The sequence below is a fragment of the Myxococcus hansupus genome, from assembly GCF_000280925.3.
Classification (GTDB): Bacteria; Myxococcota; Myxococcia; order Myxococcales; family Myxococcaceae; genus Myxococcus; species Myxococcus hansupus.
This window is the reverse complement of record NZ_CP012109.1, coordinates 1561474-1584746: the sequence shown is the minus strand read 5'-3', so window position 1 is coordinate 1584746 and position 23273 is coordinate 1561474. Positions and strand designations below refer to the sequence as shown.

General features: G+C 69.0%; 18 protein-coding genes. 1 reads left to right on the top strand and 17 read right to left on the bottom strand.

All coding sequences use genetic code 11. The features are described from left to right. Window positions 1-61: 61 nt before the first annotated feature. From A176_RS06575 to A176_RS06515, 14 genes are all read right to left on the bottom strand, one after another. Window positions 62-2083: a RiPP maturation radical SAM C-methyltransferase gene (locus tag A176_RS06575; RefSeq protein ID WP_049872241.1), complete on the bottom strand. Its 2022-nt coding sequence runs from the start codon at window positions 2081-2083 to the stop codon at window positions 62-64. Further along, entirely contained in the window at window positions 2067-2999 is a 933-nt protein-coding gene (locus A176_RS06570) for a polyprenyl synthetase family protein (protein ID WP_002634340.1), read from the bottom strand. Before A176_RS06570 ends, A176_RS06575 begins: the two co-directional genes overlap by 17 nt. Window positions 3000-3028: 29 nt before the next feature. Beyond that, window positions 3029-4465: a S41 family peptidase gene (locus A176_RS06565; RefSeq protein WP_002634341.1), complete on the bottom strand. Its 1437-nt coding sequence runs from the start codon at window positions 4463-4465 to the stop codon at window positions 3029-3031. A 28-nt stretch (window positions 4466-4493) separates the two neighbouring features. Further along, entirely contained in the window at window positions 4494-7646 is a 3153-nt protein-coding gene (locus A176_RS06560; protein ID WP_002634342.1) for a type 2 lanthipeptide synthetase LanM family protein, read from the bottom strand. Next, the gene (locus tag A176_RS06555; protein ID WP_002634343.1) at window positions 7643-8794 is read right to left on the bottom strand and encodes a cupin domain-containing protein; all 1152 of its coding nucleotides are present in this window, start codon (window positions 8792-8794) and stop codon (window positions 7643-7645) included. The genes A176_RS06560 and A176_RS06555 overlap by 4 nt, the downstream gene beginning before the upstream one ends. 3 nt (window positions 8795-8797) lie before the next feature. After that, complete coding sequence (locus A176_RS06550; protein WP_021781087.1) at window positions 8798-10039, bottom strand: cupin domain-containing protein; 1242 nt, start codon at window positions 10037-10039, stop codon at window positions 8798-8800. A 14-nt stretch (window positions 10040-10053) separates the two neighbouring features. Further along, window positions 10054-10980 carry a phytanoyl-CoA dioxygenase family protein gene (locus A176_RS06545; protein WP_002634345.1) on the bottom strand — a complete coding sequence of 309 codons (927 nt, stop codon included), beginning with the start codon at window positions 10978-10980 and terminating at the stop codon, window positions 10054-10056. Further along, on the bottom strand, window positions 10977-11792 hold the full coding sequence (locus tag A176_RS06540) for a phytanoyl-CoA dioxygenase family protein (protein WP_002634346.1): 816 nt from the start codon (window positions 11790-11792) through the stop codon (window positions 10977-10979). The genes A176_RS06545 and A176_RS06540 overlap by 4 nt, the downstream gene beginning before the upstream one ends. After that, a complete protein-coding gene (locus A176_RS06535; RefSeq protein WP_002634347.1) occupies window positions 11789-12898 on the bottom strand; it encodes a hypothetical protein in 1110 nt (369 codons plus the stop codon). Before A176_RS06535 ends, A176_RS06540 begins: the two co-directional genes overlap by 4 nt. Before the next feature lie 3 nt (window positions 12899-12901). Continuing rightward, the gene (locus tag A176_RS06530) at window positions 12902-13915 is read right to left on the bottom strand and encodes a hypothetical protein (protein WP_226994376.1); all 1014 of its coding nucleotides are present in this window, start codon (window positions 13913-13915) and stop codon (window positions 12902-12904) included. Window positions 13916-14077: 162 nt separating this feature from the next. Further along, window positions 14078-14206, bottom strand: coding sequence for a hypothetical protein (locus A176_RS40760; RefSeq protein ID WP_002634349.1), 129 nt, complete (start codon window positions 14204-14206; stop codon window positions 14078-14080). Between the two features lie 213 nt (window positions 14207-14419). Then, window positions 14420-14923 (bottom strand): YcjF family protein, encoded by a 504-nt coding sequence (locus tag A176_RS06525; protein ID WP_002634350.1) that lies wholly within the window; start codon window positions 14921-14923, stop codon window positions 14420-14422. A 277-nt stretch (window positions 14924-15200) separates the two neighbouring features. Further along, entirely contained in the window at window positions 15201-16052 is an 852-nt protein-coding gene (locus A176_RS06520) for a 2OG-Fe(II) oxygenase (RefSeq protein ID WP_002634351.1), read from the bottom strand. Next, window positions 16040-17086 (bottom strand): hypothetical protein, encoded by a 1047-nt coding sequence (locus tag A176_RS06515; protein WP_021781088.1) that lies wholly within the window; start codon window positions 17084-17086, stop codon window positions 16040-16042. Before A176_RS06515 ends, A176_RS06520 begins: the two co-directional genes overlap by 13 nt. 77 nt (window positions 17087-17163) lie before the next feature. Here A176_RS06515 and A176_RS06510 point away from each other — a divergent pair, with 77 nt between their 5' ends. After that, window positions 17164-17442 carry a DUF5132 domain-containing protein gene (locus A176_RS06510; RefSeq protein ID WP_044889600.1) on the top strand — a complete coding sequence of 93 codons (279 nt, stop codon included), beginning with the start codon at window positions 17164-17166 and terminating at the stop codon, window positions 17440-17442. 15 nt (window positions 17443-17457) lie between these two features. On the opposite strand, the gene A176_RS06505 is transcribed toward A176_RS06510, so the two are convergent. The 3 genes from A176_RS06505 to A176_RS06495 form a co-directional block, all read right to left on the bottom strand. Then, window positions 17458-19107, bottom strand: a complete 1650-nt coding sequence (locus A176_RS06505) for a serine hydrolase domain-containing protein (RefSeq protein WP_226994219.1) — start codon at window positions 19105-19107, stop codon at window positions 17458-17460. Continuing rightward, the gene (locus A176_RS06500; protein WP_144429505.1) at window positions 19104-21110 is read right to left on the bottom strand and encodes an ABC transporter ATP-binding protein; all 2007 of its coding nucleotides are present in this window, start codon (window positions 21108-21110) and stop codon (window positions 19104-19106) included. The genes A176_RS06505 and A176_RS06500 overlap by 4 nt, the downstream gene beginning before the upstream one ends. A 194-nt stretch (window positions 21111-21304) precedes the next feature. After that, a complete protein-coding gene (locus A176_RS06495) occupies window positions 21305-23197 on the bottom strand; it encodes a CotH kinase family protein (protein WP_044889601.1) in 1893 nt (630 codons plus the stop codon). Window positions 23198-23273: the final 76 nt, after the last annotated feature.

Sequence of the window (23273 nt, the reverse complement as noted above, 5' to 3'; positions counted from 1 at the left end):
GGTCATGGCCGGGCGACGCGCACGCGCCCGGCATCGCTCGCCGCGGGGACCGGCTCCGCGGCTATGACGCCTGGGACCACCTGGCGCCCTCCTCCTCCTCGAGGCTCCGGCGCCAGAGTTCCACGTCCGTGTATCCCCCCGGGAAGTCCTCGTCCGAGTCTGGAATCCGCGACACCGTGCGCAGTGCCAGGGCGATGAAGCGCTCCCCCTGCCGCAGCAGCAGCTTGCGCCGCACGAGGTCGTCCAGGATGACCTGCACGTCCTCTTGCTGGGCCCTTTCGCCCCCGAGCCCGTCGAGCAGGCTCTGCGAGGTCTGGATCGCATCACACTGGAGGTAGACCTGCCTCGCGAGCCCGGTGAGGAACTGTTCCCGGGCCACGGCGCAAGGCCGGGTATCCAGCAGGCGCAGCCGCGGGCCCTCGTCGAACATCCGCAACACCGGCGCCTCCGCCGTGCCACCGGAGCCCCCGCGGTTCCACAGCTTGTTCCACCGGCCGAGCTCCCGCATCACCTGCTTCAGGAAGGGCCGCCGCTCCAGCTCCTCCTTCGCGGACCTCCGACGGGCATCGTGGAAGTAATAGGCCAGCTTCCCCAGCGCCTCCGGGGCGAGCGGATAGACGTGGGCGTAGAGCGGGTACGGCACGAGCTCGAGCCCGAAGCTGGCGGGCCGCTGGTGATAGGGGCTGAAGCGGTGGAACTGGATGCGGTCCACACCCGGCGGCTGGAGATGGGTCACCCACGGCATCCACTCGGCCATCTCGCCGTACCATGCGTCCTGTTCCCCCGGCACGTCCCACAGGAAGTTCCAGGTGATGAAGATGCCCAGCTCGCGCGCCCACTTGAGCAGTTGGACGTTCTGCAGCGCCGTGGTCCCCTTGTCGACCAATCGGAGAATCTCGTCGTGCATGCTCTCCACGCCGGGTTGGAGGCGCCGGATCCCCGCCGCGGCGAGCCGCTCAAGCTGCGAGCGCTTCAGGTTGACCTTCGTCTCGAAGAACAGGGTGTAGGGCTTCTCCGAGGCGAGCTGTGGCGCCAGCTCCTGGATGTAGGCGAGGTCCATGATGTTATCGACGATGTTGAACTTGCGGATGCCGTAGCGCCCGGACAGCCCCGCCAGCTCCTCCAGGACCCGGCTGGCGCTCTTGGAGCGGAAGTCCATGCTGCCGCCGTTCAGCCCACAGAACGTGCAGTGGTGCTTCTTGCCCCACCAGCACCCCCGCGAGGTCTCCATGGCGAGCCCCGGGAAGATGAAGGGGGCCAGCGGCGAGGCCTCGAGCGCCTCGAAGTAATCGTCGAAGTCGGGGACGGGGGTCGTGTCCATGCGTGACACCGAGGCCCTGGGCGCCGGGGCGCCTTCGGGAAGGCGCAGGTGCGCTTCACCGATGACGCCCACGGGCAGCAGCCGCGCGGGGACGTCCCGCCCGTGCTCCATGATGCGCAGACACAGCGCGGGGACGAGCGCGTCGCCTTCTCCGGAGACGACGAAGTCCACCCAGGGGAAATGGCGCCGCGCGCTCACCCCCATGTCCCCCTCGCAGTTGGCGCCCCCCATGAGGGTGATGACGTCGGGCGCCAGCTCGCGAATCTTCCGGAGCACCGCCAGCGAGGCGCAGTGCTGGGTGAACGTGGAGGTACACCCGACGATGCGGGGCCGCGTCTCCAGGACCCGGGCGGCGACGCGCTCGACGAAGGCCCCGGCCGCCTTTCGCGCCGCGAGCAGGGCCGCGCGCGGGTCCCCCCTGAAGCGGCTCTTGCTCAAGAGCCCCTGGGACACGGGCGCGGACAGCACGCGCTCCAGATAGACGTCCATCTCGGGATGGAAGTCGGGGAAGGCGGCCTCGGCGAAGATCCACTCCCCCACCAGGAACTCCTGCTTGCTGTCGCAGATGGCGACATAGGCGTCGAGCCCCACCTCCTCCGCGAACCACAGGCACGGGTAGAGCGTCTTCACCGAAAGCCCGGCGCGTGTCAGGGCGGGCTTCAACAGCCCCAAGGCCATCGAGGGCTGGTTCAGCACCGGGAACGGCATCGACAGCAGACAGACGTCATGCGAGGGCATCGCCGTCTCAGGTGTCATTGCCATGAGGCCCCTCCGCCGGACGCCAGGAGCGTTCCCAGACGAGCTCCGCGAGCCCCGCGAGCAGCGGGAGCGCGCCCCTCTTGTTCGAGGCGAGCGCGGAGACGGCCTGGTCCAGCAGCTCGCGCAGCTTGCGCCGGGCGCCGTCCACCCCGTGGAGCTGGACGTAGTTCGTCGCCTCCCCGTGGGCCAGGGCCTTCACGTCCCGGGCATCCAGGAGGTCGTCGGAGATTTGAAACGCCCTGCCGAGGAGCTTCCCGTACCGGGCGAGCGCCTCGACCTGAGACGCGTCCGCGCCGCCCACCTCCGCGCCGATGACCATGGCCGCCTCGAAGAAGCTCGCCGTCTTCCAGGTGTGGACGTGGTCGAGCTTCTCGGGCGTCACGTCCTCGGATTGGGAGAGCACGTCCAGGGCCTGTCCCCCCGCAAGGCCCGCGGTGCCCAAGGCCTGGCAGAGACGGGAGATGGCCCCCAGCACCCGTTCGGCGGGCACCGCCCGGATGGAGGCCAGCAGCCCGAACGCATGCACCAGCAAGGCGTCTCCGGCGAGGATGGCCAGCGCCTCGCCATGCACCTTGTGCAGCGCGGGCCGGCCGTTGCGCGTCTCCGCGTCGTCCATGGCCGGCAGGTCGTCGTGCACCAGCGACATCTTGTGAATCATCTCGATGGCGCAGGCCGCGGGCAGCGCCGCCTTGAGGCTCCCGCCCACCCACTCGCAGGCCTCCAGACAGAGGATGGGCCGCAGGCGCTTTCCATCCGCCAGCACGGCCTCCCGGATGGCGGCCGTCAGGGGACCCGAGCCGGGAGGGAACTGCTCGTCCAGCGCGCGTGTCACGAGCTGCTGCCGCTCGCGCAACCGCCGCCGGAAGTCGATGCTGGACGAGACTTCGTGCGCACTGACCGCCAGGTTCGCTTCGGACATCGCCGCTCCCCTTCCTTTCGTTGTTCCGACTAACGCATGCCTGCCAGCACCTCTCCGGCGACCTCCAGGAGGTCCCGGTCGCCGTGGAAGAGGTCCGCCCGCGTCGGCGCGTGGAGCACGTCGGGGACCACGCCCTCGCGTTCGAGGGGCAGGCCCGCCCGCGCATGCACGCGCTGACACCTTCGGACGGCGACGCGAAAGCGAGGGCCCTCCGGCAAGGGACGGAAGGCGTCGCGGCCGGAGAGCTTGTGGAGCGTGCTCTGCGGCCAGGGCGATGCGCCGCCGCCGCCCGTGCGCGCGGCCGTCCCCACCACCCGCCCTATCCCGTGGTCCTGGAAGCCCGCCGCGAACATCTCCGCGGTGCTGTACGTCAGCGCGCTCGTGAGGAGCACGACCGCGCCCGGGTACTTCCGCCCCAGGCCATTCGCCTCCGCCTCGGGCGTCAGCGGCACGCCTTCCGAGAAGGTCCGCCCCTGGGCCTCCGCGCGCTCGACGGCGTCTCTCCAGTCTGCGAGCGCCGGCACCGAACGGACGAGCGATGCGGTCAGCGGCGTGAGCCGGAACTGGAAGGGCTGGGGTTGAATCCTTCGCGAGGTGAAGAGCTGGAGCAGCCCCTCTCCAATCCGCACGATGCCGTCCTCGCAGCGCCGCATGTCCAGGATGACGCCCTGGCGGGGCAGGTCGGCCAGCGCCTGGGCGAAGTGCTCCAGGAAGGCCTCGGGGCGTCCTAGAAACGCGTCCACCCGGATGTAGCCGAACGTCCCTCGCGAGGTGTCCACCCGGCGCGCGAGAATCGCGCCATCGCTCGCGACGCGGACCTCGGCGGCTCCGGCGTGGAAGGAGGCGAAGCGTTGCGCGAGCCACGCGCCGTCCGCCACCCGCCACGTCAACCGGACCTCCTTGCGCATCCCCCGCGCGGACACGCACTCCAGGACGACTGCCTCCTCCTCGGGCGGTGGCATCAGCGACAGGGGACGGAAGGTCAGCGTCTGCACCGCCTTCGCGTGCCGGGCCTCGGGATGGGCGCCGTGTTGCCACGCCCGGTGACGTCCCACGACGTCGGCCACGTCGACGCCATTCCACGAGACGAGGACATCTCCGCGTTCGAGCTCGCTCACCGCGGAGTCGAGCACCGCGATGCGCGGAGCATCCCGCTCGAGGAAATCTCCCACCAGGAAGGGCAGGAACGCGACCCGGCTCGCGAAGGGCTCGGGCAGGGCGCAGTGGGTGTGGCGGTCCCCCATGCGCGCGAAGATGGCGAGCAGCTCCCGGTAGAGCAGGCTCCGCTCCAGGGGCATCGCGCGCTGGAGCGCCGCCAGCCGCCCGAGGGGGTCCACCTCCGACAACGCGGCGTCGGGCAGATGGACATAGGCCTGCTCCAACACCTCGCGGGCCTGCGCGAGGACCTCGTCGCCGCCGTGCGCCGGGCCCCGCGTGCGCGCCAGGAAGGCGGTGAGATGTTCCATCGTGCCGTTCGGCTCCATGCGCCCTCCGTCACTCCCAGACGAGTACCGAGGGAAGACGCCCCGGGAAGGCGAGCCGCAGGAGCTGGTAGCCGAGGCCCGAGAGGCCCTGGAAGAACGCTGGCTCGGGGAAGCCGCCCTGCTCTGCCCCCGCGAACCGGTACCCCCCGGTCCGAGCCCGCCTCACCATCGCGGAGGCCTGACGGAGCGCCAGCGCATCGAGGGCCGCGTCCGCGTTCGAGCGCGCCGCGGTGAGGAGCAGCTCGATGACACCCGACTGGCCACAGCACACCCCGTCCCGCTCCCCCAAGCCCTGCTGCCGCGCTCGCGACACGGCGTCATCGATGTCGCGCCGCACCGCACTGGAGTCCAGGAGGGACAGCCCCGACAGGCGCGCGAGCCCCACGCCCGCGGCCCCGTGACACCACGTGTTCGTGAAGGTGAGCGCGCCCTCCCGGGCCTGCCGGAAATCGGAAGCCTCGAACGCCAACGCCCGCTCCGCCGCGACTCGCAGCCGGGAGTCCCCCACCACGGCATCCAGACGCAGCAGCGCGAGGGCGATTCCCGCCGCGCCGTGGGCGAGCCCTGTCACGGGCCGGCCCTTTCTCGCGGACCACGCGGCCCCCGCTGGCTCGCAGGGATGCTGGTGTCTCAGCAGGTGCGCTCCGCACTGGCGGGCCCGCTCCAGCGCCGTCTTCAGTCCCGTCGCCTGATGAAACACCAACAGCCCGAGGAGGGCTCCCGCCGTGCCTGACACGGCATCGAACTGGTCGTCCGCCTCGATGGCCTCCGGGGTGATGAGGCTCGCGGCCCGGGAAGCGTCCTCCAGGAGCGAGGGCTCCCCCAACAAGGACGAAGCCCGACACAGCACGTAGAGGAAGGACCCGAGGCCCGAAGCCGCGCCCAGGGGATACCCCTCCTGCGCCGCGCGACGCGGGGTGGCCGACGCCACGAACCGCCTCAACGAGGACAACGCCGCGAGCGCCATCTCGCGGCCCTCTCCACAGACGTGCTCCATCCCGGCATGGAACAGCGCGATGCCCCCCAGCCCGTCGTACAGGTCCAGGCGCAGCGGGCTCAGGGGATGGTGACCCGCGTCGGGCACCATCCGAGGCGCGATCCACGTGGCCCCACCACCAGGCGTGAGGATGGCCCGCGCGCGCAGCCCGGCGGCGATGGCGTTGGCCTCCGCGGCGAGTTCCTCGCGAGACAGGGGCGCGTCGTCTTGGCCGGACTCCTCCTGCCTGGGCCGTGAGGCGGGCGCATGGACTCGCGAGGTCTCCCCCAGACTCAGCGCGGCGTGGATGAAGCGCACCTGTGACTCCAGGTCGGCCTCATCCAGGGACGACAGCTTGCGCCACGCGCGCTCGCGGCCACTCTCCAGGAACGCCCCGGACAACACGTGCCCCGTGGGAAGGGTGAGCGCATGGCTGTCCGCGCGCGCCCTGAAGCAGGGAAGGTCCAACTGCTCGAGGGACTCCAGCTCCGCGGCGAGCAGCGGCCAGTAACGCGTCTTCTCGGGCGACTCCACGTAGAAGCGGCTGAGGACGTCCGTTTCGATGCTCCGCTCCACGCCGACCCGCAGGTGCCGCGGAGCGCCGAGCCGCTTCAGCAACAGCCCGTAGATGCGCGAGGCGTGGAAGACGAAACGAATCTCCTGCGAGCCCAGGCGCGCGAGCGGCGAGCCCGGCTGGCTCAGCTCCTGTCGATGCTCGCGAAGCTGCCGGTACATCCAGGAGAAGCCCTCCACGAGCGCTCCGGCATGCTCGGAGACGCGCGGAAGCTCGCCGCCGAGCCGGGGAAGGTGGTCCTCCGACTCCAAGCGGATGGGCACCTGCTCCAATCCCATGGCATCGGTGTTGATGTGATGCCACTGCCGCCGCAGATAGCCGGTCACCTGCCCCGGGGTGGCCCCCAGCCCGCTGATGTCGACGCGCTCGCCACGCGGCCCCACGTCCCAGGAGGGAAGGAAACCCGCGCGGCAGACGGAGTCGAGGACGAGCTCCTTCGCGAGTGCTTCGGCCTCCCCACCGTCCCGGCGCTGGTGGAGGACGTGGTGCATCAACGTCTCCGTGTCGATGAGGACGGGAAAGGCGCCCGCGGCGACGATGTTCTCGAAGAAGCAGTCCGACGCCTCGAGCACGTAGAGGAGGCTCAGCAACATCCCCGAGCGGACATAGAACCGTCGAACCTCGCTCGCGTCGGCACATGGCGCGGGGACCGCCGGCTCCACCCAACCCCACGTGCCCCGGTCGAGCACGCGCAAGAGGTGGAAGTCGCCCCCGCGCGCGTTCAGCGCGGCGAGCAGTTCGTACCAGGCCACTTCGACGCCCAGGCCGCGAGGCTTGAAGTAGAGCCGCGTCCCGCCCTCGAACGTGACGTGAGCGACCGTGCGCCCTCCCAGGTGTCGGTCGGAGAGCGAGGATTGGATGGCGACGATGCGCCCCAGCGGCGCGCCCTCCGTGAAGACCCGCTGCATTTCCTCGCGGTCCGCTTTCACGGCACTGGCGAGCGCGTTGACATGGAGCGCCCACTGCTCGGTGACGCGCGAGAGCAGCCGCGCGAGCACGGCGTAGTCCGTGAAGAACTCCCGTGGGCCCTCCGCGAGCTGCCGCGCGATGAAGGCCTCGTACAGCGCACGGGACGTGGGCTCCGCGCGCCCTCCCTGGCTCGAACGAAAGGCCACGAACTCCGCCAGCAAGGCGGGCGCGGCGACGTGGCTCAACTCACGAAGCAGGTCCTCCATCAAGTCGTCGAAGGCGGCGTCCGTGAACACGGCCTGGCATTCGAAGGAAAGCAGCTCCCTGGCCACCTCAGCGAAGGGGCGCAGCAGCTCGACGAAGGGAATCTCCCTGCCCTGTCCGCCCTGCCCTGCCTCCCGTCGCAGCGCCATGGCCCGCCGGAACGTCCGCGTCCACGCGGGCAGCGCCCCCTCGAGCCGGACCTCTCCCAGCAAGGGCAACACCTGCCGCGAAGAAGTACCGAGCCAGTCGAGCCGTTTCTGGAACAGGCGCGCGTCGCCGCCCGCGGCCTTGTCGCGCCACCGCCCCAGTCGCTCGCTCGCCAGCCGGAGACTCTCCGGGTCGTCCTCGGGAACGTAGCCCCCCTCCAATCGCTCCCAGAGGGTCGAGGCACGCGCCGCGATCCGACGCACGGCGGCCTCCTCCATGCGCGCCTCGCTCATGGCGTCTCCTTCACACGGAGCACCCCGCCGCGAACCAGCCTCCCCGCGAGGACGAGCTGCTCCTTCTCACTCAGGCCCGGGAGGTCCCGGACGACGAGGGTCGAACCGCGGACGACGTGACGCAAAGCCGGGCCAATCTTCGCGGGCCCCAGGAGCTTGCCCCCGGAGTACTGCAATCCCGCATACCCGGGTCCCTCCATGACCCGCAGCACCACGCCCGGGCGCCGGCTCAGCACGGCGCTGGCCTCCAACGCCACGGGCGCGTCGAGGAGGTCCTCCGCGGGGGGCGGTGGCTTCTGGACGACGAGCCGCTCCGCGAGCTGCGTGAGGGCGGCGTCCAGTTCGAGCTGGCGTGGCAGCTCCTCGAGGAGCGCCTGGAACATCGGTGCCATCGTCGCGGGCCCCTCCAGGAACCGCGGAGGCAGCCCCCGGCGCAGCCGCTCATCACGCCGGGCCACGGCGATGGCCGCCCTGAGAAGCTCCTCCCAGGTGATGGCCTGCAAGCCGAGCGTGAGGTGCACCGAGTGCTCCCGCGCCGCGCGGGCCTCGTGGATGAAGCCCCGAGGGATGTAGAGCACCTCCCCACTCTTCAGCTCGTGCTCCATGAGCACGGGGGGCAAGGGCGAGGACAACTCCGTCGTGTGCTCATCCGGAAGTGGGAGGACTCGCTGGGGGCCTCGCACCTGCCACACCTTGGCGCCTTCGACCTGCAGGACGAAGGCATCCATGACGTCGAAGTGGGCCTTGAAGCCCTGGGCTCCGGGAGGCGTCATGTAGAGGTTGGCACCCACGGGGTGATGCAGCTCCTCCTCCACGGCGGCGCAGAACCGGCCCACGGGCTCCCAGAACCGGCCCAGCCTGTTGATGACGAGCGTGAAGCCCTCGCGCCACGCGGCCTGCACCTGCTCCAGACGCGGCGAGCCGTCCGGCGCCAGCCAGTTCTCATCCCGGTGGCGCCCTTCCCTGACGAGCACCATGTCCTCGATGGACCGAGGCGTCCGGTAGGCCAACAAGCGCCCGAGGTCGCGCGACGCGAAGAGGTCCGACCACCGCCCGGGTGGTCCCGGAAGCACCAGGGGTTTGCGCTCCCAGGTCTCCTCGAAGAAGACCGACGGCGCGAGGGGTGAGAGCAGTCTCGCCAGGCCCATGACCTATTCCTCCGAGGCGTGCGTCAGCAACCCCACCCGGACCAACCGCCGGACGAGCACCAGCTTCTCGTTGTCACCGAGCCCCCCAGGCAGCCGGGACGGAACCACGCGGTCCGTCTCGTCGATGTAGCGCAGCGCCTCAGCGATTTTCGCGGGCCCCAAAAGCTGGTTCCCCGAGAACTGGATGCCCGCCACCGCCGCCTCCTGAAAACAGCGGGTCAGCACCGCGGTCCGCTTCTTCAACGGCGTGTCCAGGCCGATGTCCGCATGCAACATCGCGAAGTGGCCATCCGGCGGCGGGGGCCGAGCGACGATGAGCTTCTCGGCATGCTTCGCCAGTGCGTCCGACAACCGGACGTCCCGGTGGAAGCCCGCCACCAGTTCCCGGAACCCCGACTCCAACGAGTTCACCGCGCCTGGGTCGCGCAAGAGGCCGGGTGGAAGGGACCTTCGGAACCGGGGGTCGCGATCCGCCATGGCCGCCAGCGCATCCTCGAGGAAGTCCCGCCACGTGCGGACATGGACATCCACGGTGATGTGCAAGGAGGCGTGCTCCCTTGCCTCCGCCTCGTGCACGAAGCCGCGGGGCACGTAGAGCATGTCGCCTGGGTGGAGGTCCGTCTCCAGGAGCAGCTCGGGGAGCCGCTCGCGCGCCACCGGCGTATAGGAGCCCTCGACACGCGGGAGCTCTTGCCCCACGCCGTACACCTTCCAGTGCTTCACTCCCTCCACTTGGAGGATGAAGTTCTCCTGGGTGTCGAAGTGGGGCTGCACGCCATGATGCCCCGGGGGCGTCAGGTAGACGGCCACGGCGACCGGGTGGCTGAGCTGCCCCTCCAGGTTCCGGCAGAACACCACCAACGGCTCCCACGTCTCCTCGAGCCCGCTGAGGATGACCGTGCTCCCCTTCAGGTAGTTCTCGTAGACGAGGTTGATGTTGGCGGTGTTGTCGAGGTTGAGGAAGTTGTCGCGGACGAACCCTCCCGCCGTCACCAGGTCCAGGCGTCCCGGGCCGGGCTTCTGGTAGCGAATCACGCGGTCCACGTCGCGGAGGGAGAACAAGGGCGCGAAGAAGTCCGGCGCGCGTCCCCGCGTCACCAGGGGCTTCTGCTCCCAGTGCTCGCGGAAGAACGCCTCCGGCGTGAGCGGGGCCAGCAGCGCCTCGAACCCCATCGCCTCCACGCGCGTCGGCTCACCGACTCGTGGCCCGGCGGCCCGAGTCTTCCGGTCGTCCATTGGCATCATCGGGTCGGGTTCCTTTATCGCGGCGCATCCCACGCGCGGCTGTAGACCAGCGGCGTCATCGGTCCGGCGGCCAGCTCGCCTGGCTTCAACCCGGGCAACGACGTGGTCCGGTTCTCCCGCTGGATGACGTTGGCGTAGAACTCGGACGGATGGGCCGTCTTCGCCAAGGGCTTCTCCGGAGCGACACGCGCCCCGTCCGCGAAGTAGACGATGACGACAATCTCCCGAAGGATGGATGCGTCGTTGGTCCGGGACGAGTGCAGCGTGCTGGCCCAGTGCGCCGCGATGTCGCCCAGGTCGAAGTGACCGTAGTTGGCGAGCTGGAAACCCTTGCCGCGCAGCTCCGCCTCGAAGTGGTCCATCGACGCGTCGTCCCCGTTCGAGGTGCCCAGGTAGCCGGCCAGATGAGAGCCCGTCACGTAGCCCATCGGAGCCATCTCCGGAGTGATGGCGGTGAGCGGCACCCAGAAGGTGACGATCTTGTCCGTGTCGAGCGGCATGAAGCGGGAGTCCTGATGCCAGGGTGTGTTCGAGCCGCCAGGGCTCTTGAAATACGACTGGTCGCGGAACAGTCGCACCGCCTCCACGCCCAGCAGGTCCGCCGCGAGCCGCGCCAGCCGCCGGTTCTGGATGAACTGACGGGTCAGCGCGTCCCGCGTCCACAGGTTGTTGACGAACATCCAGTTCTTCCCGTTGCCCGCCACCTTGCGCTCCATGGCGTGCGCCTCTTCGCAGTGCGCCTCCACCACCCGCTTCAGGTGCGGTCGGTATGCGGCGATTTCGTCGGCGGTCAGGACACCGGGCAGCTTGACGTGCCCGTCCCGGCGGAAGGCGTCGATCGCCGTGGGAGACAGCGCGTGCCGATCTTCGAGCGAAGGCAGGCCGAGCGAGTGGACTCCGGGAGAGATGACAGGGTCCTGCGAGATGAGGGGTGCGCTCACGGGGGCGCTCCTTGCGTGTCACCCGGCGGGCCGCTTCGCCGGAAGACAATGGGGTTCATGGGCCCAGCGGCCACGTCACCCGGGCGGAGCCCGGCGAAGTAGGACGACATGAGGCTGCGGCGGAACGGGAGCCCTTCCTCGCTCGTCACCCGGGCCCCATCCGCGTAGAAGCACACGGCGACGGCCTCGCGCATCACCGTGCTCGTGTTGCCCCCGGCGGCATGCAGGGTCCACCCCATGTGCAGCGACACGTCACCGGCCTTCATGGGCCCGTTCCGCGCCAGCCGGAAGCGGCTCGCGGCCGAGGGCTCTTGATGGCCCTGCTGATGCGAGCCCTCCGCGAAGACGAGTCCTCCCATCTCCGCGGTGACGTCCCTCAGCGGTATCCAGACGGAGAGCGCTTGAGCGCTGTCCAACGGGATGAAGGTCAGGTCCTGATGCCACGGCGTGGGCGGTCCGCCGCCGGGCTTGAAGAAGCCGCAGAAGTGGAGGATTCGCACGGCCTCGACGCCCAGCAGCCGGGCCACGATGGCCCCCAGCCGTGGCGCGGTCACGAAGTCGGCCACGGGCCGGGGTGCGTCCCCCAGACTGAAGAGGGTGTTCTCGGGGCTCGCGCCCAGGTTGCGCTCGCCCTCGGTGAGCCGCTTCCGCTTGTCCTGGATGTAGTCCCGCAGCGAGGGCCGGTAGGCGGCGAGCTCCTCGGGGCTGAAGACGCCCCGGAGCAGGACATGGCCCTTGGCGCGCAACGCCGCTGCCTCGGCCTCCGCCTCGGTCGACGTCCACTGCGCGTGGAGTTCCGGCAGTCCGGTCATGCGGTCCTCGTCCATGGCGAACCTGTCTCCAGGAGCACGGCGCGCACCTCGTTCAAGGCGCGGAGCACGGTCCCCGTCGTGAAGACGGCGTGGAGGTCCAGGGAGTAGTTGGTGAAGGTGTGACGAAGGACATCCTCGACCGAGGCGATGCCGGGCGGTGGGCCGCGCCAGAGCGTCCACGGCGCACCGGGCTCCGGCACCACCACGTCCGGGCGAGGCACTCGCAATCGGGCGGAGGGAGACCAGCCCCCTTGTGGCCTCTGCCACGCGCAGAGCCGGGAGACCCCTTGGAGGAGGGTCTCCCGGCCCCGCGGTGACGGACTGGCGCGCGCGACCACGCGCAGTGCCTGTGCCAGTGCGAAGGACGGCGGGCGCGAGCCCTCGAACGCCACGTGACGCGCCACGCGCTCCAGCGCCCACGCGGCGGCTCGCTCGATTCGGGCGGCCCGCTCCGAGGCGGGCGCCACCGCGGCTCCAGCGGCGGTCAGCGCCGCCACGGCCTCCGCGGTGGAGTACTCCTCGTCGAACCACCAGTAGGCGGGCCAGTGTCCCCGCGCATCCTGCGTTCGCAGCAGGAAGGCACCCAGCCCTTCGCGGTGGGAGGAGAGGTGGGCCCCCGCGGCGCTCACGCAGACATGGGAGTGCGTCCAGCCGTGGAAAGAAACTTCGGGTGGAAGCCCGACGTACTGCCGGATGTCCTCGTCCGAGGCATAGGTCGTCAGTCCGCCGTCGTCGCGCAGGTGACGCGCCAGGAAGGCCCCCGCGCTCCGGGCCCGGGCCGAGTCTCCGGCCCCCAGCGCCTCCGCCAGTCTCAATCCCCAGAGCGTGCTGTCCGCGTCCCCCGGAACCCAGGCGTTGTAGCTCCAGCCGCCGCCCCGCCCCTCCACGCCTTCGAGATACCGCCAGGCGGCCTCCGCGGCACGGCGCGCTGCGGGCTCGGACAGGCCCGCGAGCACCGTCCCCACGAAGCCGCTGACCCAGACATCACTCTGGGTGGCCGGGAGCATGAAGTCCTTCCAAGCCCCTCTCGCGTCCTGGGCGCCCAACAAGAAGGCAAGCGCCGCCTCGGCGCTGGTCTCCAGGGTGTGCAGGCCCGAGGTCGTCATGGCTCAGGCCACTCCGTCCGCGGCCAGCAGCGGCCGGTGCGCGATGCCGAAGTAGGCCTTCGCCTGGGCAGGAGCGCCCGCGCGCAGGACGACCTTCATGTGACTCAGCCCGCGCAGCAGCACGAGGTCCTCGTCTCTCGAACCGGCTGGCGCGCGCTGATGGCCCACCCAGCGCAGCAAGGCCTCGCGCTTGGCGGGCGTGCACAACCCCAGGCCCACGAGCTGCTCGAACTGGCGATGCCAGCGGGGTTCGAGGTGAGGCTGGCGCGCCCAAGGGCCCGCGACGAACCCCGGCTCGAGTCCCAGTTGAGGGTAGAGCTGCTCCCCCACGTCCAGGTGCAGCCCCATGAAGTCCGCGTGCGGCGCGAGGGCCGCGAGGTGCTGACGGACCTCGTCCAGCGGCCCCTTCCAGCCAATCCGTTCGAGATAGGCCGGCGCGACATCCGGCGCGATGTCGAACACACACAACCGCACGGCCTGGATGGAGCGGCCAATCATCAGCCCGACCTGGAAGTCATCCGTGCCGGGCGGACACGCCTCGAAACAACGCAGCAGGTTGGATTGAAATGCCTGGGTAAGGGGCGTGCCCAGCAACATGGGGATGATGGACTCCACGAGCCAGGAGAGCGGCCGCCGGATGTCTTTCTGGCCGGGCCAGTACCCGAAGAGGAGGTTGGGCCGGGGCTCGTCCGAGGTGGAGTCGAACTCCAGCCACGTCGCGCCCGCGTCCACGTAGGCGGGCTCCCGGGTCTCTCCCCATGCTTGATAGAAGCGCTGGACGCGCTGCCAGCTCTCCGTCCGCAGCGTGTCCGGCAGCGGCAGGTCGTGCTGTCCCGCCAGGAAGCGCGCGCCATCCGCCGTGAGATTGAGGGCGCAATCCGTGGGCGAGTCACCCTCCCCCAAGCGGCACTCGAAGCCCAGGAAGTCCGCCACGGAGCGCGGCAGCAGCCGCGCGACCTTTCTGATACGGGAAAAGCTCACCGGCGACATGAGCAGCGAAGGAAGCTGGGACTCCACTTGTTCCAAGGATGAATCCAACGAAGGTTCCATGGCGCCGGTGAGGGACTTCAACGAGCCGGAGCCGCGGCCACGAAAGGCACCATGACAAGCCTTTCAGGGCCCGCTCCCGCGGGATGTCGTCCCATCTCCTGTGTTCGGGGTTCTATTGCGGACTGACGGCTACTTGCCGCAGTTGGCGCCCCAGGTGCAGGAGCCCTCGGCCATCTGCAGGAGCTGCTCGTCGGTCAGCTCCTGGTCGGACGACTGGGGATTCTGGTCAACCTGCTGCGTTTCGTTGGTGGTTTCCATGTTCGTACTCCTCCTGTTTGGTTCGTGCACCATCACGTACTGCGGGTACTGCGCCGTTAGTGCCCGGCAGGGAACAGGCGACGCGCGACGCGGTGCCGTCTCGTGAGAGACAGACAGCGTCCCGTGCGCATCGACCGGAGCTTGTTTCACCAGGCACAAGACTTTCGGGCCGAATCACTCACGGCCCGGCGTCGCCCGCCGCCAGCCATTCATCTACACGGCTGGACCCGGGACGGGAGGGGGCGTGGCGGAACGGACCTCCGCCCCCTCGTTCTTCTCGAACTCACGCATGAAGTGAGCGCGCATGGCCTTCGCGTCGAAGGTGAGCAGGGTGCCCCCGGTCTCGAAGTGCTGGATGAACAGACGGCCAATGGCACGCGAAAGCCCCGCCATCGACACCGCGCCGGACAGGACACCGGCCGTGGAACCGATGACCGGCACGCCCTTCAGCAGGCTGAACACCAGCGGGCGTCCCAGCAACGTGGAGGAGGCCGCGCCCAGCAACGCCGCGACAACGCCCCTGGCACGCTGCTCGTGAAATGACACCGAATGCAGCTCGGCCAACTCCCCCAGCATCCTCAGTTGGACGACCATGAACGCCGCGATGTCCAAACCCGGGAGCGGGAGGGCGCCCGCCCCCATCGACCACAGGGAGTATTTCTTCACGATGTCACGCCCGCGAGCCTCCCGAGCCTCCTGCTTCGCCGTCTCTTCCATGGCAGACGCACCCGACCTTTCCTTGCAGGAATCCAGACCGACTTACGAAAGGCTGTGTTAGGAAAACAGGCTCAGCGCCGCGCGCACCAATCGCAGCCGCTTTGCCGCAATTCACATACTCACACAGCCCCAAGGGATTCCCTGCCTGCCCTTGAGTCGGACGTCCAAGGTGATAGTGGACAGCACAACTCACTCGTCCGGTGTACGCCTGCTCAACCTGGTGAGTTATTTCAATCTCGCAATCACTTGCACTTAAAGGGATATTCGCACGACCCTTTCAGCTCCAATAGTAGAGCGTTCGCCCCTCGTTCGCGCGGGCCAGAAATCCACCAATGGTATAGCGCGGGCGGGTCCCCTCGGTCGGCGCGACGCGGTGGTAGATGCGCCCGCCCGCGAAGAGGATGAGGTCGCCGGGCTGGGGCTTGAGGGCCAGGCACTCGCAACCCTCCACCAGGGACGCATCCTTGCTCACGACATACTGGCTCCCCACGTCATCCGAGTCCGACCAGCGGCGCGAGTAGACGAACAGCTCCCCTCCGCCTCCCGGAGCATTGAGCGTGAGAAAGAAGCTGAGCTGGTCGCTGACGTCGCAGACTGTCTTCAGGTGCGCGTAGGACGGGTGATGGCTGAGGTTGTTGTCGCAGTGCAGGTCAATGGCGGCGCCCGAGGGGAGAATCCGGATGGTCGCGGGCATGTACCCTTGCCCATCGGGGTTGCGTGGGAGCTCCACCGAGCGGCCGCCCCCGAGCACCTCGAAGATGGACTTCAGCCGCGCCTCGTAGTCGGCGCCATCCCGGAACAGATCCCGGCACTGGACGCGAAAGCCCTCCGCTACGCGGAAATACTCTGGCAGGTCACGGTCGGCGGCCACCAAGGTGATGCCATACAGGTGTTTCCCCTGTCGGGCCTTGTGGGGGTCGGCGCCCCGGGGAAAGACATGGAAGGGCGGCTCGTGTCTCTCGATGCGCGAGCTGATCTCCCGCATGTACGCCTCGGGGTAGACCTGGCGAATCACCACGCCATCCAGCTCCCGCTTCGCGAACGCCTCCAGGCAGTCCTCCAGGGCGTCGAGCTGCGTGAAGTCGACGGAGCGGAACTTGAACCAATCTGCGCGGGCTAACGGTTCCATGGCGGGCTCACCTCGTATTCGGCGGTGGTATAGGCTTTGGCCTGAAGGCTCAGGTCCAACTGACTCACGACCTTCACATGGTGGAACATGCGCTCGATTCGCACCGTGCTCCCATCGGACAGACCCACGGTGTCGGTGCCAGGCCACACCGCGAGCGCGTCACGGAGGCCTGGCGTGCACAGCGATTCTTTCACGGTGAGGTCGAGCAGCGGCCCGCAGTCCCCGCCCCGGCCTCGGTACATGGCGTCCTCGTCCACGTAGATTTCCATCCCCACCTGGGGCTGCACCCCCTGGGGATGGACATCGACGTGCAGGGCGATTTCGGAGTGGAAGCGAAAGAACGGCGCCATCCGCTGGTAGAGCTTCCCCGGAGCGCCGGGCCAGCCAATCCGCTCCAGGTAGGAGAACGCTTCGTCCGGCTTCAGAATCAAGATGAGCCGGAGGGCCTCCGTGGGGCGCGAGTAGAGGACGCCCACCGTCCGGTAGCGGCAACTCGAGGGAATGGCCTCCCAGCAGCGACGCAGGGTCGCCAACTCCGGCGAATCAAAGGACCTGGGCTGGAGCAACTCCAGCACGGGCCGCGGAGAGACATGCGGTTCGATGGTGAAGAAAATCAGCGGATTGGGGACACCCGCCAGCCGGCCCCGGATGTCGAACTCGAGCCAGACGGAGCAGACGTCGTGCACGGGCGAGGTCTCATCCTCCCAGCCTCGGGCGAAGTCGCGAATCCGTCTCCAGGACTCCTGGCCCAGGAACGCCGCGGGGAGGCCCGCGTGGGTCCCCGCCAGCACGTCGCGGCGCCCCTTCGCCGAAAGCCAGAGGAAGAAATCGACGGGATGCTCCCCTCCACTGAGGGGGCGCTCGAACATGTGGCTCAAGGAGAGGATGGTGGGCAGCGCTTCCGCTGTCTCCAGGAGCGCCTCCAGACTCGTTCGTGAATAGAAAGGCGGTCTGCACGCGGCTTCCAGGAGCCTTACCGCGTCCGCCGAAGACTCCAGACCGGGTGCCGCGACTGGCATTGCATTGGATGACATTGTCTTCCCCCGTGACACTCTGAACTGTGCAGCCTGTTGCTTGACCCTTCATGAAAGGGTCACGTAGAACCTGTCCAATGAATCGACCATTCATTGCCCTCGCCTCATTCACCCTGGGCGCGGTCGTGGGTGCCAGGCTCGACCGCGAAGCGTTGCGAAAGCAGCTCCAGCCACTGGCGGAGAGCGCCCTGAAGAATGGCAAAGCCGTGGGAGCCGAGCTTCGCCGGCAGGCGGCCCGGTTCGTCGAGGATCTCGAAGACCTGGTCGCGGAGGTGATGGCCGAGCAGGGGACGGGAAGCACCCACCCCGCCCCCAAAAAAGAAGGCTCCAGCCCGGACTCCTCCTCCACCGCGTGAGGGAGCCGCCGCGGCTCATGCGCGAACGAAGTGGATGTTCCAGGCCCGTTCGGCGCTCACGAGCAGGCCGCTGATGTGGCCTCGCGAGTCCCGGACGAAGCGAAGGTGGAGCCCGTCCCCGCTGCGAGTCGCGCCATCGTCCTCCGAGGTGAACTGGACACGGGCCTCCGCGAACTTCTCCCGCCGCAGGACCAGGGACGCGCCCGAGACGGCGAGCGTGTAGTGAACGCCCAGGTCATCGCTCCGGTAGGTGCCGGCGTACTCGGCCAGCGACTCGGGCCTCTTGGGCGCCACCTCGACGCGCTCACAGAGCGCTGTGGTCTGCCCCGCGTGCGTCACCTGCATCCGGGCCGGCGCATCCTCCCTCGCTGGCGTGAACTGGCATTGCGCCTCCACATCCGGGAAGCGCCAGCAGCCAGGACCGGCCGGCAACAGCTCGTACGTTCCGCCGGTGCTGGGCACGAGGAAGAGCCTTCCTCCCCGGTCCTCGACCCCGAGCGTCGTCCCACTCCACGTGTCCCGGTAGAGGCCCGTCATGGCCTCGAACGCGTCCGCGGCGGCGTCGGAGGCTCCCGCGGCCCGGCCCGCCCATGAAGGCGCATGCAGGTCCACCGACGGCGCTTCCTTGAAGTGGTCCGCCAGGAGGATGTCGGCGATTCGCCGCGTCAGCGGTCCTGGCCGCAGCTCCGCGGCGTTGCAGAAGATGGCGACCGCGAGGCGCTGCTCGGGAAAGCGAAGGAAGTAGGACGCAAAGCCCGCGTCACCTCCCGCGTGCTCCGCGACGGGCAGGCCCCGGTATTGCCCCAGGATGAGGCCAAACCCATAACCGAGCGGCCGCCCGTCGTCGAAGGTGCCTGGCCGCGAGAGCTGCCGGATGAAGTCCGCGTCTCCCACCGTCGGGGAGAGGAAGTTGCGCTCCCAGCGCGCGAAGTCCTCGACCGTGGAGAGCAGGCCCGTGGGGCCAATGGTTTCATACGCGGGGAGGTTGAGCTTCCACGGCCCGCCCGCTTCGCGCGAGTAGGCCAGGGCGCGATTCCGGACGAGCTTCTGATGGTCGTCCTGGAAGCACGTGTGCTGCATCCCGAGCGGCGCGAAGAGGTGCGCCTCGGCCTGCGCCTGCAGGGAGCGGCCGGTGATGCGCTCGACGGCGATGGCCATCAAGGTGTAGCCGGTGTTGATGTACTGATACCGGGTGCCAGTCGGGAAGTTCAACGCCTGCTGGCGCGTGGCCAGCCACAGGATGTCACCGGTCGTCTTGAGGTCCGCGGCGCGCCAGCCCGCCAAACGCAGCAGGTCCCATTGGTCTCGCAGGCCGCTGGTATGGTGGATGATGTGCCGGAAGGTGATGGGCGGCCCCTTGGGCAGCTCCGGCAGGTAGCGCCGGATGTCGTCATCAAGGGAGAAGTGCCCCTCTCGCGCCAGGAGCCCCACCAGCACGGCGGTGAACTGCTTGGAGAGCGAAGCCACATGGAACACGGTGGCCGGGGTGATGGGGACCGCGCTCTCCAGGTTCGCGGCGCCATAGCCCCGCGCGTGGATGAGCTCGCCCTCCCGATAGATGCCCACGGCGCCGCCGGGCCCCTCCGCGTGGTCCCAGGCGCTGAACAAACCGTCAATCTGCTCTCGCTGCACGGCATCCATCACGGCCCCCGGTTCGGACGTCATTCACCTTGCTGAAGGCTCCACAGGAAGGCGTAGAGCCCTCCCTGCGCGAGCAACGCCTCGTGACGCCCCATCTCCCGGACCCGCCCCTGGTCGAGCACCAGAATCACATCCGCATGGCGGATGGTGGAGAGCCGGTGCGCCACCACAATCATGCTCATCCGCGAGGACGCGTTGCGGACCGACCGCTGGATGGCGGCCTCCGTCTCGTAGTCGAGGTGGGAGGTCGCCTCATCGAGCGCGAGGATGGGGGCCTTCTTCAGGAGCGCGCGCGCGATGGCGATGCGCTGTCGCTGCCCTCCCGAGAGCTTCCGGCCGCGCTCGCCCACCTGAGCGTCCATGCGGTCCGGAAGGGCCTCGACGAACTGCGACGCCCCCGCGTTGTCGAGCGCCTCCGCGACCTCCGCGTCCGACGCCCCCGGGTCGCCGAGAAGCACGTTGTCCTTCACCGTCCCCTCGAACAAAAAGGGCTCCTGCCCCACGATGCCGATGGCGGAGCGGAGGTCCTCGAGGTTCAGCTCCCGGAGGTCGTGGCCATCCACCTGGATGCTCCCGGCTCGCACGTCGTGGAAGCGCAGCAGCAACTTCAGGAGCGTGCTCTTCCCGGACCCCGTCGGCCCGACGATGGCGAGCGTCTCCCCGGGGCGCAGGTGAAGGGAGATGCCATGGATGACCGTCGTTGAAGGCGCATACCCGAACGAGACGTCGTCGAAGCGGACCTCGCCCCGCACCTGCGCCTTGGGCAACCGGACAGGACCGCCTTGGATGCTCGGGCGTGAGGCGAGCATCTCCTGGATGCGCTCCGCGGAGCTGACCGCGGAGTGATAGCTCCCCAGCGCCCCACCCACGCCGCCGAGCGCCCCCAGGACTTGCGGAAACAGATACATCGTCCTCGCGAAGACCTCGCTGGAGAGCAGGCCCTTGCGAGCCTTCCACCCACCGTAGAGGGTCATCACCACGAACCCGGTGGCGAAGGCGCCTTGCATGAGATGGGCCTCGAGCGAGGCGGCCTCCCCCGCCTCCAGTTCCGCGTCCGCGAGCCGCCGAGCGGACTCCGACACCCGCCGGACATCGTCTTGCTCCGCGGTGAAGCTCTTGATGTCGATGATGCCGGCGAAGCTGTTCTCCAGGTGCTGGGTGAAACGGTCCAGGCGCTCGTTCTGGTGCGTTCGCGCGGCGGCCGTCCTCCGGCCCAGCTTGCGCAGGAGCGGCACCATGAAGGGCACGGGCAGACAGGCGACGAGCACGAGCAGCGGCGAGGTCGTGAGCAGCAAGGTGCCCGAGACGAGGATGACCAGGGCGCTGTTGACGGCATCGTCCACGTCCCGCTCCAGGAAGGAGGCGAGCCGGGCCGCATCCTTGGTCACGAGGCTCAGGAGCCGGCCCGTTCCCTGCGCGTCCAGGGTGGACACGTCTTGCGCCTCGATGGCCGCCAGCAGCCGCGCTCGCAACGCCTGTTCGTGATTGCGCGCGAGTTGCCTCCAGGCCCGCTTGCGCTCGTGCTGGACGTACTGGTTCACGCCCGTGAAGAGCATGAGCAGGGTGCCCACGACTCCGAAGCGCGAGTCCGCGTCTCCTCGCGGGAGCCCGGAGCGCTTCGCCAGGGCGGCGTTCAACGTGGCGACAACGAGCAACCCTTGGGCAATGGACAGTCCGTGACTCACGACGGACAGCGCGAGCGGCCGCACGAGCCGAGCCCGCTCGGGCAGCAACGCCATGAGTGAACGGGAGGAACGCTCGCCGGAGACCGCGCCCCTCTCCGGCTCGGAGGTCGGCTCAGAGGACAGCCGCTGCAATGCCTCCCGCAGCAGCGACTCCACCGGCGTCACGAGGGTGTCTGGAATGAAGAAGACCAGGACCCGTCCCGAAACAGCGCTGGCGCTCACCTTGGATACGCCCACGTGCGACAGGAGCGCCTTCTCCAACGCCGCGGCCAGCGCCGGGGCGTCGGACAAGGCATCCACTTCCCAGCGCTCGCGTCCGGGGAGGCTCGAACGCAATCGCATCCGTGCGGCTGCGGCGGCGGAAGGGCTCGTCATGCGGCGGACTCACGGGGAGGGGGTCCAAAGGCAGTGAAACGAACTGTGTTTGGATTGAGGCTATCTCGGCCTCTCCCATCCCCGGTGCAGCCCCCCGCCAGGCTCCGCTCAGAATCTAACGAACCAAACGAATCCCTTCCATTCCCATCCAACCTCCTGGGTCAGAGGCCGAACGCCACTTCCAGGTGCTGTCGCACGTGTCCGGGCCGCACCTGGGCGAAGGCGCGCATCGCGTCCACGTTGTACCGCCAGACGTCCAGGGAGGTTGGGTAGCGCCAGCGCTCGATGTGCGCGGGCATCTCCGCCTCCACCTGCCCCACCAGGGAATCCAGGTGCGACGTCACCCGCTCCGGGGTGAACGTGGTGTCCAGGTGCCACAGGAACCGCGACACGAAGCGCCGCTTGAAGTCCGTGTTCGTCAGCAGGTTGCGCAGCAGCACGACGGACCACTCCGGCAGCGTCTCGTCCGTCAGCACGCGGGCCAGGGAGTCATAGGCCGGGTCCCCCAGGAAGGCGCCGTCCAGGTCGTAGAGCAGCCAGCGCCAACGGCCATCCTTCGCGGCGGGCCCGTTGACCTCCGGCTCCGTGTAGCGCCAGAACTTCGTGTTGTTCTGGGGCCAGTCGGCGTTGGCGAAGAAGATTTCGGCGATCTGGTAGTCGATGAAGTCATCGACATCCATCTGCGACTCCACATGCGCGAAGTGCTCCGGCTGCGACACGTCGTTCGTCCGGACGTAGTCGAGCAGCGCCCGGTAGGGCACCTCGTCCCCGTCCTCGCCGGTGTCGAGCACGCCGTCGTGCTCGAGGATGGTCACCTTCTTGCGGTTGAGGCCGTGGTGCGAGGCCACGTAGTACTCGTCATACCGCTCGCGCAGTTCGTGCAGCCCCCAGTACTCGCCGTTGATGTACAGCACCGTGGGGCGGCACGCCTGCAGATGGAGCGACGTCTCGCGCAGCAGCCCCTGGAGGGCGCAGTCGCGAATCTTGGTGGAGAGCAGGTCCTGCCCCGACGTCCGGACGATGAGCCGGGTGAATTCCTCCAGCTCGGAGCCCGGGAAGATGGCCGCACGGAACGTCTTGGGGCCGTAGTCCTCCTTCGCGTACAGGCGCAGGCTCTTGTGGGGCAGCGCCGCGCTGCCCGAGCCGTGGATGCGCACGCCCGCGCCGTGGGAAATCACCGGCGTCCCCTCCGGGAGGAACCACTCCACGTGCAGGGGCCGCTCCCAGTCCTTGCCGCTCTGGTGGTAGTTCCCGTTGCCCCAAATCCACTCCGGACGCGGGTCCTCCGCGTGAACCCGGCCGGGGACGTAGATGCCGTGCTCGAAGCCGAAGAGGTGCTCGGGGTCCACCGTGAGCGACATCACGGGCAGCGGGCCGTGTGACGCGCCAATGAGGTACGTCCGGGTGCCGGACGCGCCCACGGGCGTCGTCCCCACGAACTGCTGGAACCGCACCACCGCCGCGCGGCCCACGGGCTCCGCGGGCGGCAGCCACCGCCAATCCACCGGCGTCTCCGGCGGGTTGGTGGGGATTTCCGACAGCGGCGCGGGCTCGCCCGACGGGCGCAGCAACATCAACGGCGCGACGTAGACAGGCGCGCTGGCCGACGGCGTGGAGCCATCCAACGTGAAGCGCGTCACCCGCCCCTCGGCCGTGGGCAGCGTCAGCAGCGATGCCGCGTGGTAGAGCGCGTGCGGCGCATCGAAGTCCACGTGGTCGAGCTCCAGCCAGGCGCGCCCCGGCTCACCCGAGCCGTCATGTGCCACCACCGACACGGAGCGCGTCCCCGGCAGCGGCCGCCAGCGGATGCTCCACTGGTCGCCGCGCACCTCCGCCCAGCCAATCAGCTCGCCATCCACCTGGATGCCCACGGCCCGGATGGCGCCCTGCCCCTGGATGGTGCCTCGGAGGACACCCGCCGTGTTGTCCATCCCGTCGATGGTGACGTGGGGGACGGACTGCTCCGCATGCTGCTGTGTCTCATCCGGCGGCGGGGCGTCCTCCTGGCAGGCGGACAACGACACGGCGCACAGCAACAACACGGAACGGGACATCTCTCGAAAGGGACTCAACACCGCGTCTCCCGGGGAACCAACGGCCAGCCACGGCTGGCGGAGGACGTCCGGCCCA